The sequence below is a fragment of the Micromonospora lupini genome (genome assembly GCF_026342015.1).
Classification (GTDB): domain Bacteria; phylum Actinomycetota; class Actinomycetes; order Mycobacteriales; family Micromonosporaceae; genus Micromonospora; species Micromonospora lupini_B.
Map to the genome: position 1 here is coordinate 2,428,015 of NZ_JAPENL010000002.1, position 15,704 is coordinate 2,443,718.

General features: G+C 72.7%; 14 protein-coding genes. 9 read left to right on the top strand and 5 right to left on the bottom strand.

Annotated elements, in window-relative coordinates:
- Nucleotides 1-155: 155 nt before the first annotated feature.
- Nucleotides 156-1,325, top strand: coding sequence for an acyl-CoA dehydrogenase family protein (locus OOJ91_RS26145; protein WP_266249008.1), 1,170 nt, complete (start codon nt 156-158; stop codon nt 1,323-1,325).
- 250 nt (nt 1,326-1,575) lie between these two features.
- The gene (locus tag OOJ91_RS26150; protein ID WP_435818641.1) at nt 1,576-2,796 is read left to right on the top strand and encodes a multidrug effflux MFS transporter; all 1,221 of its coding nucleotides are present in this window, start codon (nt 1,576-1,578) and stop codon (nt 2,794-2,796) included.
- Nucleotides 2,797-2,899: 103 nt separating this feature from the next.
- On the opposite strand, the gene OOJ91_RS26155 is transcribed toward OOJ91_RS26150, so the two are convergent.
- Complete coding sequence (locus tag OOJ91_RS26155; RefSeq protein ID WP_266249013.1) at nt 2,900-3,565, bottom strand: hypothetical protein; 666 nt, start codon at nt 3,563-3,565, stop codon at nt 2,900-2,902.
- A 23-nt stretch (nt 3,566-3,588) separates the two neighbouring features.
- Here OOJ91_RS26155 and OOJ91_RS26160 point away from each other — a divergent pair, with 23 nt between their 5' ends.
- Together OOJ91_RS26160 and OOJ91_RS26165 are read left to right on the top strand one after the other, a co-directional pair.
- Nucleotides 3,589-4,107, top strand: a complete 519-nt coding sequence (locus tag OOJ91_RS26160; RefSeq protein ID WP_007455764.1) for an acyl-CoA thioesterase — start codon at nt 3,589-3,591, stop codon at nt 4,105-4,107.
- Nucleotides 4,108-4,249: 142 nt separating this feature from the next.
- Nucleotides 4,250-6,259, top strand: a complete 2,010-nt coding sequence (locus OOJ91_RS26165) for an acetoacetate--CoA ligase (protein WP_266249016.1) — start codon at nt 4,250-4,252, stop codon at nt 6,257-6,259.
- An 18-nt stretch (nt 6,260-6,277) separates the two neighbouring features.
- Here OOJ91_RS26165 and OOJ91_RS26170 read toward each other — a convergent pair whose 3' ends face one another.
- The gene (locus OOJ91_RS26170; protein ID WP_266249017.1) at nt 6,278-6,967 is read right to left on the bottom strand and encodes a TIGR03089 family protein; all 690 of its coding nucleotides are present in this window, start codon (nt 6,965-6,967) and stop codon (nt 6,278-6,280) included.
- A gap of 151 nt (nt 6,968-7,118) precedes the next feature.
- On the opposite strand from OOJ91_RS26170, the gene OOJ91_RS26175 reads away from it, so the two are divergent.
- Together OOJ91_RS26175 and OOJ91_RS26180 are read left to right on the top strand one after the other, a co-directional pair.
- Nucleotides 7,119-8,264, top strand: coding sequence for a glycosyltransferase family 4 protein (locus tag OOJ91_RS26175; RefSeq protein WP_266249019.1), 1,146 nt, complete (start codon nt 7,119-7,121; stop codon nt 8,262-8,264).
- Nucleotides 8,265-8,328: 64 nt separating this feature from the next.
- Complete coding sequence (locus tag OOJ91_RS26180; protein WP_266249021.1) at nt 8,329-9,420, top strand: mannose-1-phosphate guanylyltransferase; 1,092 nt, start codon at nt 8,329-8,331, stop codon at nt 9,418-9,420.
- Here OOJ91_RS26180 and OOJ91_RS26185 read toward each other — a convergent pair.
- Nucleotides 9,368-9,943, bottom strand: coding sequence for an NUDIX hydrolase (locus tag OOJ91_RS26185; protein ID WP_266249868.1), 576 nt, complete (start codon nt 9,941-9,943; stop codon nt 9,368-9,370). The two genes, OOJ91_RS26180 and OOJ91_RS26185, sit on opposite strands and share 53 nt — an antisense overlap.
- A 102-nt stretch (nt 9,944-10,045) precedes the next feature.
- On the opposite strand from OOJ91_RS26185, the gene OOJ91_RS26190 reads away from it, so the two are divergent.
- Together OOJ91_RS26190 and OOJ91_RS26195 are read left to right on the top strand one after the other, a co-directional pair.
- Nucleotides 10,046-11,092, top strand: a complete 1,047-nt coding sequence (locus tag OOJ91_RS26190) for a hypothetical protein (RefSeq protein WP_266249023.1) — start codon at nt 10,046-10,048, stop codon at nt 11,090-11,092.
- 290 nt (nt 11,093-11,382) lie between these two features.
- Complete coding sequence (locus OOJ91_RS26195; protein WP_266249025.1) at nt 11,383-12,381, top strand: winged helix-turn-helix domain-containing protein; 999 nt, start codon at nt 11,383-11,385, stop codon at nt 12,379-12,381.
- A gap of 124 nt (nt 12,382-12,505) precedes the next feature.
- Here OOJ91_RS26195 and OOJ91_RS26200 read toward each other — a convergent pair whose 3' ends face one another.
- Together OOJ91_RS26200 and cofD are read right to left on the bottom strand one after the other, a co-directional pair.
- Nucleotides 12,506-13,594, bottom strand: a complete 1,089-nt coding sequence (locus OOJ91_RS26200) for a coenzyme F420-0:L-glutamate ligase (protein ID WP_266249027.1) — start codon at nt 13,592-13,594, stop codon at nt 12,506-12,508.
- Nucleotides 13,591-14,538, bottom strand: coding sequence for a 2-phospho-L-lactate transferase (gene cofD / locus OOJ91_RS26205; protein WP_266249029.1), 948 nt, complete (start codon nt 14,536-14,538; stop codon nt 13,591-13,593). The genes OOJ91_RS26200 and cofD overlap by 4 nt, the downstream gene beginning before the upstream one ends.
- A 98-nt stretch (nt 14,539-14,636) precedes the next feature.
- On the opposite strand from cofD, the gene OOJ91_RS26210 reads away from it, so the two are divergent.
- The gene (locus OOJ91_RS26210; protein WP_266249031.1) at nt 14,637-15,662 is read left to right on the top strand and encodes a hypothetical protein; all 1,026 of its coding nucleotides are present in this window, start codon (nt 14,637-14,639) and stop codon (nt 15,660-15,662) included.
- The last annotated feature ends 42 nt before the right edge of the window (nt 15,663-15,704 follow it).

A 15,704-nucleotide genomic window follows, 5' to 3' on the forward strand; every position in this document is an offset into this window, starting at 1 on the left:
TCCATCATCACCCAGCGGCGCGGGTGCTCCGTCATGCCCATACCTACGCGCCGGTAACATCACCTGAACTGCAGTCGCTATCCTTCAGTCTGCGCGGTCGGCGGTCAGGGGAGGCCACAGACTGCGCATGATAGCGGTGAAGGGGAGGGGCCGACATGGCCGCAGGGGAGTCGTTCGACGTCTACCGGTTGCCCGAGGAGCACGAGGCGATCCGGGAAGCGGTCCGTGAGGTCTGTGCCGCCAAGGTGGCGCCGCACGCCGCCGAGGCCGACGAGACCGGTGAGTTCCCGAAGGCGTCCTACGACGCGCTGCGGGCCGCCGACTTCCACGCGCCGCACATCCCCGAGGAGTACGGCGGCGCGGGCGCGGACGCGCTGGCCACCGCCATCGTGATCGAGGAGGTGGCGCGCGCCTGCGCGTCCTCGTCGCTGATCCCGGCGGTGAACAAGCTCGGCACGATGCCGCTGCTGCTGTCCGGTTCCGCGGAGATCAAGCGCCGCTACCTGACCCCTGTCGCGGCGGGCGACGCCATGTTCTCGTACTGCCTCTCCGAGCCGGAGGCGGGCAGCGACGCGGCGTCGATGACGACCCGGGCGGTGCGTGACGGGGATCACTGGGTGCTCAACGGCGTGAAGCGCTGGATCACCAACGCGGGCGTCTCCGAGTTCTACACGGTCTTCGCCGTCACCGACCCCGCCGCCCGCTCCCGGGGCATCTCGGCCTTCGTCGTCGAGAAGTCCGATGTCGGCGTGAGCTTCGGCGCGCCGGAGAAGAAACTCGGCATCAAGGGCTCGCCGACCCGCGAGGTCTACCTGGACAACGTGCGCATCCCCGCCGACCGGATGATCGGCGCCGAGGGCACCGGCTTCGCCACCGCCATGAAGACCCTCGACCACACCCGGGTCACCATCGCCGCGCAGGCCGTCGGGATCGCCCAGGGCGCGCTCGACTACGCCAAGGGGTATGTGGCCGAGCGTCGCCAGTTCGGCAAGGCGGTCGCCGAGTTCCAGGGCATCCAGTTCATGCTCGCCGACATGGGCATGAAGCTGGAGGCGGCGAGGCAGCTCACGTACGCCGCCGCCGGCAAGTCCGAGCGGGGCGACGCCGACCTGACCTACTTCGGCGCGGCGGCCAAGTGCTTCGCCTCGGACGCCGCCATGGAGATCACCACCGACGCGGTGCAGTTGCTCGGCGGCTACGGCTACACCCGTGACTACCCGGTCGAGCGGATGATGCGGGACGCCAAGATCACCCAGATCTACGAGGGCACGAACCAGGTGCAGCGCATCGTCATGGCCCGGCAGTTGCTGGCCGGCGTCGTCTGACCGCCGCCTGATCGACCCCGACAGCCCCTCCGCCGCCGGCGGTGGGGCTGTCGTCCTGTGCGCGTGAGCCCCCACACAGTGGGGATGTCACAGGGGTCTGCGACGTTGTCGCCAGGTGAGAATCACCGAAGACGATCCCCCACCGCTCGCCCCACGACGCACGACCCTCCGCAGAGAGATCGAGACGATGAAGCAGCTGGTGGAAAAGACCCGTGCCGCCTCCGAACCGGAGGTGCTGCCCGGCGACCTGATGACGAACCGTCAGCGGGCGCGGCTCGTGCTCGTGCTCGGCGCGTTGATCGCGATCGGTCCCCTGACCATCGACATGTACCTGCCGGCGCTGCCGGCCATCACGGCGGGTCTGCAGACCACCGAGACGGCCGTGCAGTTGACGCTTACCGGCACGCTTGTCGGCCTCGCGCTGGGCCAGTTGCTTGTCGGACCGCTCTCCGACGTGGTCGGGCGGCGCCTGCCGCTGCTCGCCGGGCTGGCCGCGCACATCGTGGCCTCCGTGCTGTGCGTCTTCGCGCCCAACATCGCCGTGCTCGGCGCGCTGCGCGTCCTGCAGGGCCTCGGCGTGGCGGCCGCCACAGTGGTCGCCACCGCCGTCGTCCGCGACCTGTTCAGCGGCGCCTCGTTCGCGCGGATCTTCTCGCGCCTGATGCTGGTCATGGGTCTGGCGCCGATCCTCGCGCCGACGCTGGGCAGCGGGCTGCTGCGCTGGACCGAGTGGCGGGGTGTCTTCGCGGCGCTGGCCGTGCTCGGCGCGTTGCTGATAGTCGTCGCGGCGTTGCAACTCCCGGAGACCCTTGCGGTGGCACGCCGTCGACACGGCGGGGTGGCCGCGACCCTGCGTGACTACCGGGGGCTGCTCAACGACCGCGCGTTCGTCGGTCTGGTGCTTGTCGCCGGGCTGGCGATGGCGTCGCTGTTCGCGTACGTGTCCGGGTCGTCCTTCGTCCTGCAGGACCAGTACGGCCTCGACGAGCAGCAGTTCGGCTTGGCCTTCGGTGCCGGCGCAGTCGGCCTGATCGGGGGCACCCAGTTCAACGTCCGGCTGCTGCGGCGCTACACCCCGCAGCAGATCCTGGTCAGCGCCCTGGTTGCCGGAACGGCCGCCGGGCTGCTGCTGGTCGTGTTCGCCGCCACCGGCTTCGGTGGCCTCGGCACCCTGCTCGCGTCGCTGTGGCTCGTGCTGGCCGCGGCGGGGCTGGCCCTGCCGAATGCTCCGGCGCTTGCCATGAGCCGGCACAGCGAGGCCGCCGGCACGGCTGCCGCGCTGCTCGGGGCCGTGCAGTTCGGCGTCGGCGCGTTGTCGGCGCCCCTGGCTGGCCTGTTCGGCACGGGAAGCGTACCGATGGCGATCGTCATCGCGGGCGGCATGGCCGCGGCGCTGGCGGTCATGGTCCTGGTCGTGCCCCGCGCCACCCTCGGCGCGGTCGACCCGGACCTGGCCGTCGCGGTGCATTAAAGAGCCCCGGACCTGACCGTCGCCGTGCAGTGGAGAGCCCGGACCTGACCGTCGCCATGCGTTGGTAGAGGGGGCGGGCCGGTTCTCCCGGCCCGCCCGACGATCAGCGGATCTCGGTGGTGTCCTCCGGGCGCGACTGGCCGCGCGGCGGGGCGGACCACGGCGATTCGCCGCCCACCCGGCGGGGCAGCGGTTCGGTGGGGGTCGGATCGGCCGGGTAACCAAGGGTCAGCGGGGCGCTGTCGCGCTCCGCGGGCTCGGGCGACGGCCAGTCGGTGAGGGTGAAGTCGTCGCCGCGCGGGCCGTCCGCAGGCGCCGGCGTCAGGGCCGGCGCGGTCGCGACCTGCGGCCACTGCCGCCAGCGTTGACCGCTGAACGTCGCCATCAGCAGCAGCAGGCCGAGCAGGAAGAGCGTGCCGTTCTCCACCGGCAGCCGCAGCGGCAGCGGGTCACCGAGCACCTTCCACCCCTGCGGGATCGCGTCGCGCACCTCGAAGGGCGCCACGAACATCCCGACATAGGGGGTGACCAGCAGCAGCCCTGCCACCAGCGGGCCCGCCGGCGAGAAGCGCAGTGTGCCGAGCAGCCCGAGCAGGACACCGCCGACACCGACATAGACCGCCGGCTCGATCAGGTTGGCGGTGTTGAAGGTGCCGATCTCCACCCAGCGGTCGACCGTCCGGCTCGACCCGTCCTGCCCGAGTGTGACAAGCACCCACGTGATGGGTGCCACCACCAACCCGGCGAGGAAGCTCCAGAGATGTCGCATCCGCGCACCGTACCGTTTCCGGCATGACCGAGCACCTCTCCGCCGCTCCGACCGGCAAGCCGACGTCGTACTCCCGCGTCACCCTCAGCAAGATCATGACCGCGGTGGACGTGAACCTCTACGGGACCGTCCACGGCGGGGTCCTGATGAAGTTCGTCGACGACGTGGCGGGCGCCGCCGCGGCCCGGCACAGCGGCGGAACGGCTGTCACCGCGGCGATCGACGAGATCGTCTTCTCCGAGGCCGTCCGGGTCGGTGACCTGGTGCACGCGCACGCCCAGGTGAACTGGACCGGGCAGACGTCGATGGAGGTGGGCGTGCGGGTGGTAGCCGAGCGGTGGGACTCGGCCGAGGACGCGCCGGTGCGGGTGGCCACGGCGTACCTGGTCTTCGTCGGGGTGGACGTCGGCGGCGCGCCGCGCACCGTCCGTCCGGTGCTGCCGGAGACGCCGGAGGACGAGCGCCGGTATCGGGAGGCCGAGATCCGGCGAGAGCACCGCCTCGCCCGCCGCCGCGCCATCCAGGCCCACCGGGCGGGCTGAACCACATGGGTGGGTGGGCCGGAGTGTGGGTCGGGCACGCGTCGATAGGCGTACCCGGTGCGCAGAATGGCGCTTCGAGGTAGGGCAAGATGGCGCCACGGCCCATTCACAGTGTCGTGCGGGGCCAGGGGAGGGTGGAGCAGTGGGTGACGTGCTGTGGACGCCGCCGGCGGACGTGCTCGAGCGGTCCCGGATCGGCGACTACCTGCGCTGGCTGCGGGAGCACCGTGGGCTGGACTTCGCCGACTACGACGAGCTGTGGCGGTGGTCGGTCACCGACCTGGACGCGTTCTGGCGCTCGATCTGGGATCACTTCGAGGTGATCGCGCACACCCCGCCGACCGCCACGCTGGCCGAGCGGGGAATGCCCGGGGCCTGCTGGTTCCCCGGCGCCACCCTCAACTACGCCGAGAACGTGCTGCGGATGCCGGGCCGCGCCGACGACGATCCCGTGGTCATCGCGCACGGCCAGACCCGGCCGCCGGTCACCCTCACCGCCGCAGAGCTGCGCGAGCAGGTCCGCCGGGTGTCGGCAGGTCTGCGCCGGCTCGGCGTCACCGCCGGTGACCGCGTGGCGGCGTACGCCCCCAACATTCCCGAGACGTACGTCCTGCTGCTGGCCACTGCGAGCCTGGGCGCAATCTTCTCGTCCTGCGCGCCGGAGTTCGGCACCCGCAGCGTCACCGACCGCTGGCAGCAGATCGAGCCGACGGTGCTTGTCGCCGTGGACGGCTACCGCTACGGCGACAAGCCTGTGGACCGCCGCGCCGAGGTCGCCGCGATCCGGGCCGCCCTGCCGTCACTGCGTCACACAGTGAGCATCGGCTACCTCGACCCGACGGGTACCGCGCCTGAGGGCGCGCTGGGCTGGGCCGAGCTGGCCGCGCCCACCGACGAGCAGTTGACGTTCACGCCGGTGCCGTTCGACCACCCGCTGTACGTGCTCTACTCCTCGGGCACCACAGGCCTGCCGAAGCCGATCGTGCACGGGCACGGCGGCATCCTGCTGGAACACCTGAAGATGCTCGCCCTGCACCACGACCTCGGCCCGGCCGACAGGTTCTTCTGGTTCACCACCACCGGCTGGATGATGTGGAACTTCCTGGTCTCCGGGCCGGCGGTGGGCGCGGCCATCGTGCTCTTCGACGGCAACCCGGGGGTCCGGGCGGAGCCCGGCCGGCCGGCGGAGCCCGACCTGGGCGCGCTGTGGCGGCTGGCGGCGGAGAGCGGCACCACGTACTTCGGCACCTCGGCCCCCTTCCTGCTGGCCTGCCGCAAGGCCGGCCTGGTGCCCCGCGAGGTCGCCGACCTGTCCGCGCTGCGCGGCGTCGGCTCCACAGGCGCGCCGCTGCCCGCCGAGGGCTTTCACTGGGTGTACGACACCGTCGGCGACCAGGTGCAGCTCCAGTCGCTGTCGGGCGGCACCGACGTGTGCACGGGCTTCGTCGGCGGGGTGCCGCTGCTGCCGGTGTACGCCGGTGAGATCGCCTGCCGCGCGTTGGGCGCCAAGGTGGAGGCCCGCTCGGCCGACGGCACCCCGGTGATCGGCGAGCTGGGCGAGCTGGTGATCACCGAGCCGATGCCGAGCATGCCGGTGGGCTTCTGGAACGACCTGGACGGCAGCCGCTACGCCGAGGCGTACTTCTCCGTCTACCCGGGCGTCTGGCGGCACGGCGACTGGATCACCATCAACTCCCGGGGCGGCTGCGTGATCACCGGGCGCTCCGACGCCACCCTCAACCGCGGCGGGGTGCGTCTCGGCACCGCCGAGTTCTATTCGGTGGTCGAGGGCCTCGACGAGGTCGTCGACTCGGTGGTGGTGCACCTGGAGGACGACGAGGGCGGTGCCGGCGAGCTGCTGCTCTTCGTGGTGCTTGCCGACGGGCTGACACTTGACGACGCGCTGCGGAAGAAGATCTGCCGCGAGCTGCGTACCGCTCTCTCACCCCGGCACGTGCCCGACGAGATCCACCAGGTACGCGCCGTGCCCCGGACCCTCTCGGCGAAGAAGCTTGAGGTGCCGGTCAAGAAGATCCTCACCGGCACCCCGGTCGACCAGGCCGCCGCGAGGGGCGCGCTGGTGAACCCCGAGTCCCTGGCGTCCTTCGCCACCTTCGCCGAACGCCGAACCGCAGTCCGGCGGCCCGCCTGAAGGTTCCGGCGGGGCAGCTCACGGGAGGGTGTGGGTGACCTTCTCCGTGGTCCGGCGGCCCGCCAGGCGGGCTGGGTCGAGGTTGGCGCAGAGGACAACGGTGGCAGCCCGGGTCAGGGGAGCCAGCAGCCAGTCGACCGGGTCGGGATAGCGGGCGGCGTCGACGAGCACCCGTGCGCCGGGTTCGATGCCCAGCTCCGTGGCGCGGGTCTCGGCGCGGGCCAGCAGTTGCGCGTCGGCGGGGCCGGGACCTGACTGCGGGGTGAAGTGGTCGCCGTGCCCGCGCACCTCGACCACGTAGTCGGCGAAGCCGGGCGGCACCTGTCGCAGCGGGGCGGCGAGCGGGGCGAGGCCCAGGGCGTACCGCTCGTCGGCGGACCAGGACTGTGCCTCGTCGAGCCGGTCGGCGGCGGCGAAGAGAACGTCCACCGCGCCCGGTGTGTCGACGACTGTCACCTTGGCCGACCAGCATCCAAGCAGCACGGCGGCGGTCTGCCAGTGCGGAGGGAGCAGCACGCCTGCCGGTGTGCCCGGCGCGAGGCCGACCTCGTCGACGAGGAGGTTGGCGGTCTTCGACACCCAGTTCGCGACTGTGGCGCCGGAGAGTTCGGTGCGGTCGCCGGTGGAGTCGTCGTACCAGGTCAGCAGCGGTCGGGTCGGGTCGGACGCGATCGCGTCGGCGAACACCCGGGCAATGTTGTCGGCCATCGGCGCGAACGATACGCCTCCGCCGCCCGTACTCGATGACGATGACAAGTCGGCGTACCGTCGGGTCGCAGTCAGCGTCGGCCCCGCACTCCGGCGTAGGCTTTACCCCGGAGTGTTGTTCCCCACAGACCCACCTTCAAGGAGTCGCCCCGTGACCGCCGGTCGCCCGCCCCGCGTGCTCATCGACGCCACGAGTGTCCCCGCCGACCGTGGTGGCGTCGGTCGATACGTCGACGGTCTGCTCGGTGCCCTCGGCAAGGTGTGCGGGTCGGGGGTGGAATTGGCAGTGGTGAGTCTGCGCACCGACCTGGAGCGCTACACCCGGATGCTGCCCGGTGCGGAGGTCATCCCCGCCCCGGCCGCAGTGGCGCACCGCCCGGCCCGGCTCGCCTGGGAGCAGACCGGCCTGCCGTTGCTCGCTCAGCAGGTCGGCGCGCACGTGCTGCACTCGCCCTTCTACACCTGCCCACTGCGGGCCGGGTGCCCGGTCACGGTCACCGTGCACGACGCGACGTTCTTCACCGAGCCGGAGCACTACGACAAGTCCCGTCGCACGTTCTTCCGTAGCGCCATCAAGACCTCAATGCGTCGCGCCAACCGGGTGATCGTGCCCAGCAAGGCCACCCGGGACGAGCTGATCCGGCTGCTCGACGCCGACCCGACCCGCATCGACGTGGCCTACCACGGTGTCGACCACGACGCCTTCCACGCGCCCAGCGAGGAGGAGAAGGCCCGCGTGCGCGCCCGGCTGGGGCTGGGCAACAGCACCTACGTCGCCTTCCTGGGCGCCAAGGAGCCGCGCAAGAACGTGCCCAACCTGATCCGCGGCTGGGCCCGTGCGGTGGCCGACCGGGTCGATCCGCCGGCCCTGGTGATCGCCGGTGGGCAGGGGCACGACGACGACATCGACCGGGCGGTGGCCGAGGTCCCGTCCCACCTGCGGCTGCTGCGCCCCGGCTACCTGCGCTACGCCGACCTGCCCGGCTTCCTCGGCGGCGCTCTGGTGGCTGCCTATCCCTCCTACGGCGAGGGTTTCGGGCTGCCGATCCTGGAGGCGATGGCGTGCGCCGCTCCGGTGCTGACCACCCCCCGGCTGTCGCTGCCGGAGGTGGGCGGCGACGCGGTGGCGTACACGTCGGAGGACGCCGAGCAGATCGGCACCGACCTGGCGGCCCTGCTCGACGACGAGCAGCGTCGGTTGTCGCTGGCCAAGGCCGGCTTCGACCGGGCCAAGGAGTTCACCTGGGAGTCCAGCGCCGAGGTGCACATCGCCGCGTGGAGTCGCGCCCGATCGTGACCGTTCGGGCCCTCTCGTGGTGACCCGTGCCACTGCGCGGGGATGCGTCGGGCATGATGTGCGGATGCTTTATGCGGTCATCCCGGCAGGTGGCAGCGGCACAAGGTTGTGGCCGTTGTCCCGCGCCGGCCACCCCAAGTTCCTCCACCCGCTGACCGGCACCAGCGCCTCGCTGCTCCAGGCGACCGTGGAACGGCTCGCGCCGCTCACCACGCCGGATCGGACCCTTGTGGTCACCGGCGCCGCGCACGTCGCGGCGGTCGCCCGGCAGCTGACCGGGCTGCCGGAGGAGAACATCCTGGTCGAGCCGTCCCCTCGGGATTCCTGTGCGGCGATCGCGCTGGCCGCGGCGGTGATCGCGCAGCGTGACCCGGACGCGGTGATGGGCAGCTTCGCGGCCGACCACCTGATCCGCGACCCCGACAGCTGGGTGCGCACGGTGCAGGAGGCGGTCCGGGGGGCCGAGCACGGCATGCTGATGACTGTCGGCATCACCCCGACCAGGCCGGAGACCGGCTACGGCTACCTGGAGACCGGCGACGAGACCGAGGGCACGCCGTGGCGCACGGTGGCCGAGTTCAAGGAGAAGCCGGCCGCAGAGGTCGCCGAGGCGTACGTCCGTTCGGGCCGGCACCTGTGGAACGCGAGCATGTTCGTGTGGCGGGTGGACGTGTTCCTCGCCGAGTTGGCCCGCCAGCAGCCGGCGCTGCACGCGGGCGTCACGGCGATCGCCGCCGCCTGGGGCACCCCGGAGCAGGACGACGTGCTCGGCACGGTCTGGCCGACGCTGCCGAAGATCTCCGTCGACTACGCGGTGATGGAGGGCGCGGCCACAGCGGGTCGGGTCGCCACCGTGCCGGGCGACTTCGGCTGGAACGACGTCGGTGACTTCCACACCCTGGGTGACGTGCTGCCGGCCGACGACGCGGGCAACGTGGTGCTCGGCACCGACGCCAAGCCGGGCGTGCTCCTGCGGGACACCGCCAACCTGGTGGTGGTGCCGCAGTCGGGTCGTTTGGTGGCCGTCCTCGGTGTGCGCGACCTGATCGTGGTGGACACTCCCGATGCGGTGCTGGTCTGCCCGCGCGACCGGGCCCAGGACGTCAAGCTCCTGGTCGACGAGCTGAAGGAGCGGGGCGAAGAGGGCTACGTCTGAGGGCCGCGAGGGCGGGCGTGACCAGTTGTGCCGTCCCGCCGGCAAGCGGTTCCGGCAGCCGCTCCGGTGGGAACCACCCCAACGCCTCGGCCTCGTCGCTGACCTGCTCCACCGCGCCGGGCGGGGCTACCACGGCGAACCGGACGTCGTAGTGGCGTGACCCGCCCTGGCAGAGCACCTCGTGCACGTCGATGTCGATCGGCACCGGGTCGATGCGCAGGCCGGCGATGCCGGACTCCTCGGTGGCCTCGCGCAGCGCGGCCCCGACCAGGGTCTGGTCGACGGGCTCACAGTGCCCGCCGAGCTGCACCCAGAGGCCGAACTTGGCGTGCAGGCAGAGCAGCACCCGGGAGCCGGTCGGGTCCAGCACCAGCGTGCTGGCGGTGACGTGGCCGGGGCGGTGCTGCCGGGTCATCGCGACCGGCCCGGCGGCGAGCAGCGCGAGGGTCTGGTCCCGCGTGTCGGCCGCCGCGGGGCTGGTCGGCTGCCAGCCTTCGAGCAGCGCGACGGCGTCGGCGTGCAGCGTCGCGTACGACGCGGGATCGGTGGGGTCGACGGCGGGTCCGGTGAGCGCGGTGTCAGGCACCCCGTCACTGTACGAGCGCGCCCTCCGTACTCTGGCGCGGTGAACCTGCGACTCGTCGAATTCGTGGTGGCCGGCAACGAGGCCAGCGATCTGCTGCCGGTGCGGTCGTCGGCCCTGCTGCGGTCGTACGGTGCTCGGCGGGGTTTCTGGACGGTGCTGGACGAGGGCCCGGTGGAGCGCTGCCTGGCCCTGCTGCTGGAGTTGGACGACGGTTCGTGGACGGCCCGGCACGTCACGGCGGACGCCGGGGCCGAGAACGGCCGGACCGAGGACGGTGAGGCGCTCGCCCACCACGACGGCTGGGTGTACGTCTTCGGCTCCCACTTCGGCTCGAAGGCCGGCCCGCTGCGCCCCCGTCGGGCGTTCGTGGCCCGCTTCCGCGAGGACGACGCGGCGGCCGGCCCGCTGCCGGTGCACGTGGTGCGCAACCGGTTCCGGCTGCACCGGGCGGTGAACGACGCCCTCGCCGCGTCGCCGTTGACCCTGCTGCCGGCGGGGGAGCGGGTGCGCGACCGGTTCATCGTGGAGACCCTGGCCCGGGGGACCAGCCGGGCGAAGAGTTGGGTGAGTCGCCTGGCCCCGGACGACCTGCCGTTGAACGTGGAGGCCGCGGCCTTCACCCCGGAGGGCACGGTGCTGCTCGGGTTGCGGTTCCCGGTCACCGAGGCGGGCGAGCCGATCCTGGTGGAGGTGTCCGGGGTGCCGGGCATGTTCGCCGCGGATCCGGTGTGGCCCCGGGCGCTGGGGGCGTACGCGGTGACCGGGGTGACCCCGCCGGGAGAGCTGACCGGCTTCCGGGCGATGGTGCCGACGCCAGACGGCGGGTACGCGGCCGTGATCGGCTCGATCGACGCGCTGGGCAAGGGGTCGGTGCTGCTCGACGACCATCCGGGAGGGGGTGCGGTCACGTCCCGGCACGTGCGGTTCCGGCTCCCGGAGGGGCGGACGGACGACTCGTGCCGACTGAAGGGTGAGCTGGCGGCCGACCTGGCGCCGTTCCACCACGTCGAGGGCCTGGCCGAGCTGGACGGGCGGCCGTTCTACGTCACGGACGAGGACCACCGGGTCGCGCTCTGGGTCGGCTGAGCGGGTAGGCGCACCATGGCGATGGGGTGACCGGACGGCACCTCTGCGGAGCAAGGGCCGCAGACCCTCGTGGTGCCGCCCGATCACCGGTCCCTCCCCGGTCCCCGGTGCCCCGGCACCGGACGCGTCCATGACGTGTCGGGTGCCGTGCTCGGGCACTGGAAGCATGCCTAACTGGGCCCGGGGGCGTCGAGGTTTTTCAGTCCAGGCTTAAAGATGGAGATAACTGCCGGCCGGGTAGAGTCGAACGGTCGCCCGGCATCCCTCTGCCGGCGACACGGGAGCGCTCCATGCTGAAGATCCACTTTTCCGGCGAGGACATTCTCCGGACCCGGGTGGCGCCGGCGGCCGACCCGGTCTGGGAGCTGGTCCTCAGCCTGCACGTGTTGCAGGGCCGCAACCGCGATCCGCTGACCTCGACCTGGCGGCGCACCGTGACCCGCGGGCTGCGCCAGGACGTGTCCTCCGAGCAGCTCCGACTACTCTTCGCCCTGAACCCGCCGCGCGGCTACTTCCCCGACTTCCTCACCCCGTACGCAAGTGTCGACGGTTTCGAGGCGGGGCTGGAGGCGGTTCGCAGCACGCCGATCGAGCTGCTCCAGCGGGACCTGACCCTGGTGGCGGCCGACAACCAACTGCCGGCCTCGGCCTCCGCGCTGGCCCGAGGTGACGTGGCGACGCTGCGTCACCTCGCCGATTCGATGGAGCAGTACCGGTCGCTGGCGATCGGCCCGTACTGGAGCCGGATCCAGTCGGCGGTGGCGGCGGACCGCACCCGCCGCGCGCGGGCCCTGCTCGACGGCGGCGTCGAGGGGCTGTTGGCGAGCCTCCGCCCACGGTTGCGCTGGGACAGCGGGGTGCTTGAGGTGCGCGACTATCCGCACAGCCGGGAGCTGCACCTGGACGGCCGAGGGCTGCTCCTGGTGCCGTCGTTCTTCTGCGCGGGCACCCCTGTCGCCCTGCTCGATCCGGCGCTGCCGCCGGTGCTGGTCTACCCGGTGGATCGGCTGGGCGGGCTCGCCACGACCGACGGCGAGGCGCTGGCCGAGTCGAGCGCGGGCCGCGAGTCGCTGGCCGCGCTGCTCGGCCGGACCAGGGCGGCGGTGCTGGAGGCCAGCGACGACGGCTGCACGACCGGCGAGGTGGCCCGCCGGCTCAACATCTCACCGGCGGCGGCCAGCCAGCACGCCACAGTGCTGCGCAACGCCGGCCTGCTCGTCAGTCACCGCGACCGCAACACCGTGCTGCACACGCTGACCCCGCTGGGCCGGGCCGTACTGGACGCGTGACCCCCTCTCCGCCCGTCGATCATGTTGTTGTTGCCCGGCACCTCGGCGTGTCAGGGCAACAACTTCATGATCGACGCGGAGAGCGGCTACGCCGGGTCGGGAGGGCGGGCGGGGTTGGGGATGGTTACAGGGCGAGGGCGGCGCTGGCCGGGCTTCCGGCAGGCGGGGGCAGCAGCGTCGACCGGACACCCTCGGCGGCCAGGGCGACGCGCAGGCGGTGCAGGTCGGCGCCGAAGCGGACCAGGTCCATCGGGTCGAGCGGCGCCGGCGCAGTGCCGAGCACCAGCGCGCTGGCGTCGGCCGGCCAGCCCGGCACCTCGGCGACCAGGCCGGCGCGTACCTCCGCCTCGTCGACAAGGGTGAAGACAGTGCCGGGGGTGACCACCCCGGCGACCGCGTCGAGCGCCCGTCGCACAGCGGCCGGGTCGGCCGGCTCGGGGCCGACCGCCTCGGCGAGGGTCGCGGCATCGGCCAGCCCGGCCGCCCGGGCCTCGGCGGTGCCCAGCGAGAACAGGTCCTGCGCGGCATCGCGGATCAGCGTCCGCGCGCCGTCGGAGTCGTCCGGGCGGGTGGCCGCGAGGTAGCCGCGCACCACTGCCACGGGCACCTGGTCACACTTGCCCTTGATCAGTTCGCCGGCGCCGGCCAGCTCGTCCACCACTGCCATCTGGGTCAGTTGCAGCTCGTTGCCGTACGGGTCCACCTCGCCCCGATGGTCGCGGATGGCAGGCATGCCGGCCACCCCGAGCGCGACGTCGGTCAGCCCGTTGCGCCAGGGCCGGCCCATGGTGTCGCTGATGATGACGGCGACGTCCAGGTCGTACCGTTCCCGCAGCGCGCCGCGCAGCTCCCGGGCCGACGCGTCCGGGTCCACCGGCAACAGCACCAGCCGGGTCTTGTCCACGTTCGACGCGTCGATCCCGGCGGAGGCCATCACGAAGCCGTGGTGGGTCTGCACGATCCGGGTCGGCCCCCGACTGGCCACCACCCGGGCGGTCTCGTCGGCCAGCACCTCGTCGCGGGCGGCCAGCCGCTCCGGCCCGTCCGCCGGGACGTCGACAAGCCGCCCCTCCGCCTTGGACACGATCTTGCTGGTCACCACCAGCACGTCGCCGTCGCGCAGCCAGGGCGCGGCGGTGGCGATCACCGCCGCCAGGTCGTCACCCTCGGTCACGTGGCCGATGCCCAGCACCGGCAGGATCTCCAGCCTCACGTCAACTCCACCGCGGCGCGGACCATCGCCGCCGTCGCCGCCTCGTCGGTCATCCGCAGCGGCATCGCGCGGACCGTCACCTCCGGCACCAGCGTGTCGGCGTCCTCCTCGGCCACCAGCCAGCCGTCCAGCAGCCCACCCGCCGCCCGACCGCCGTAGAGGCGACCCACCCCGGCCGCGCTGCACTCGACCCCGAGCACCGCGAGACAGCGGTCGGCCATTCCCCGGACCGGGGCGCCGCCGATGATCGGCGAGACACCCACCACCGGCGCCGGGCCGTCGATCACTGCCTCGCGCATCCCCGGTACGGCAAGCACCGGCGCGATGCTCACCACCGGGTTGCTCGGCGCGATCAACACCAGGTCGGCCGCGCCGATCGCCTCCCGCACCCCGGGCGCCGGCTTCGCCGTCTCCGCGCCGACGAAGACGAAGCGGTGGGTGGGGATGTCGGCCCGGTACCGCACCCACCACTCCTGGAAGTGGATCGCGCGTTGGCCCTGGTCGTCCTCGACCACCGCGTGCGTCTCCAGCCGGTCGTCCGTCGCCGGCAGCAGGCGTACGCCGGGCTGCCACCGCGTCGACAGCGCCTCGGTGACCGCGCTCAGCGGGTAGCCGCCGTTGAGCATGGTGCTGCGCACGAGGTGGGTGGCGATGTCCTTGTCGCCGAGGCCGAACCAGGTCGGCTCCGCCCCGTACGCGGCCAGCTCCTCCTTGACCGTCCAGCTCTCGCCGACCCGGCCCCAGCCCCGCTCGGGGTCGGCGCCGCCGCCGAGGGTGTACATGACGCTGTCCAGGTCGGGACAGATCTTCAACCCGTGCAACCACAGGTCGTCGCCGACGTTGACGACGGCGGTCACCTCGGCGCCGACCTCGCGGGCGTACGCCCGGACGCCGAGCAGGAACCGGGCGCCGCCGATGCCGCCGGCCAGAACCACGATGCGCATGTCGACCATCCTCGCGTACGTGACGCCTCCGATCCGTCGGTGGCCTTAGAGACTAGGCTCACGTGCGCCCTGTCCGTCCATGCCCCGAGGGGGAGCTCGTGACCAGCCCCGCCGAGCCCGCGTCCGCCGACGCGACGCAGGCCCGCCAGCTGACCAAGCCACTGCGCGAACTGGGTGCGCTCGCCCTGCTCGGCGCCAACGCCGTGTTCCTCTTCGTGGGGCTGCTCCGGTTGGTCAGCCCGAACGACTACCGCGGTTTCACCGACCGAGCGGGTGACCAGTTCTTCTCGTTCATCGGGGTGGAGGCGGTGGCGCTGCCGCTGCTGGCCGTCCTGCTGGCCACCCACGTCGCGCCGGTGCTGCCGAAGGCGAAACTGATCACGCAGGTGGCGCTCGGCGAGTACGCCGTCAGCGCGGTGCTCGGCACCCTCACCATGCTCGTCTGGACTGTGGGCCGGCTCGCCGAGGCCGAGATCCTCGACGCGTTGCTCGGCATCCTCACCCGGTTCGCCTGGCTGGTGATCTTCGCGGTGGCCGCCTGGGTGGTCTTCACGATCTGGCGGGCGTTCTACTACGTGCCCAAGCCGAAGCCGCAGCCGGGCGTCTACGGTCAGCCGCAGCCGGGCTGGCCGCAGCAGCAGGGTGGTTGGCCGGTCCCGGGTCAGCCCGGCGGTCAGCCGCAGGGCGGTTGGCCCGCTCCCGGTCAGCCGGGCGGCTACCCGCAGGCAGGTCAGCCGGGCGGCTACCCGCAGGCGCAGTTCCCCGGCCAGTACGGCCAGCCGTCGCCGCCGTTCCAGGCCGCCCCGCAGTCGGCGCCGCCGCACCCGCAGTCCGCGCCGCCGTTCCAGGCCGCCCCGCAGTCCGCGCCGCCGTTCCAGGCCGCCCCGCAGTCCGCGCCGCCGTTCCCGCAGTCCGCGCCGCCGGCCACCCCCGCGCCCCAGTCTGCGCCGCCCGCACCGCCGTTCGGGCAGCCGCCGTCGGCCGACCCGACCCAGGCGATCCCGCGCCAGTCCGCCGCCCCGGCTTCCGCCGACCCGACCGAAGTGATCCGCCGCCCCGCGGACGCGGACACCGATCGCACCCAGCACATCAACCCGGGCGAGCACCCCGACCAGCCCCGCTGACCCGCCAGCACCCCACCCCCATCCCACCCCACCCCCCACCGC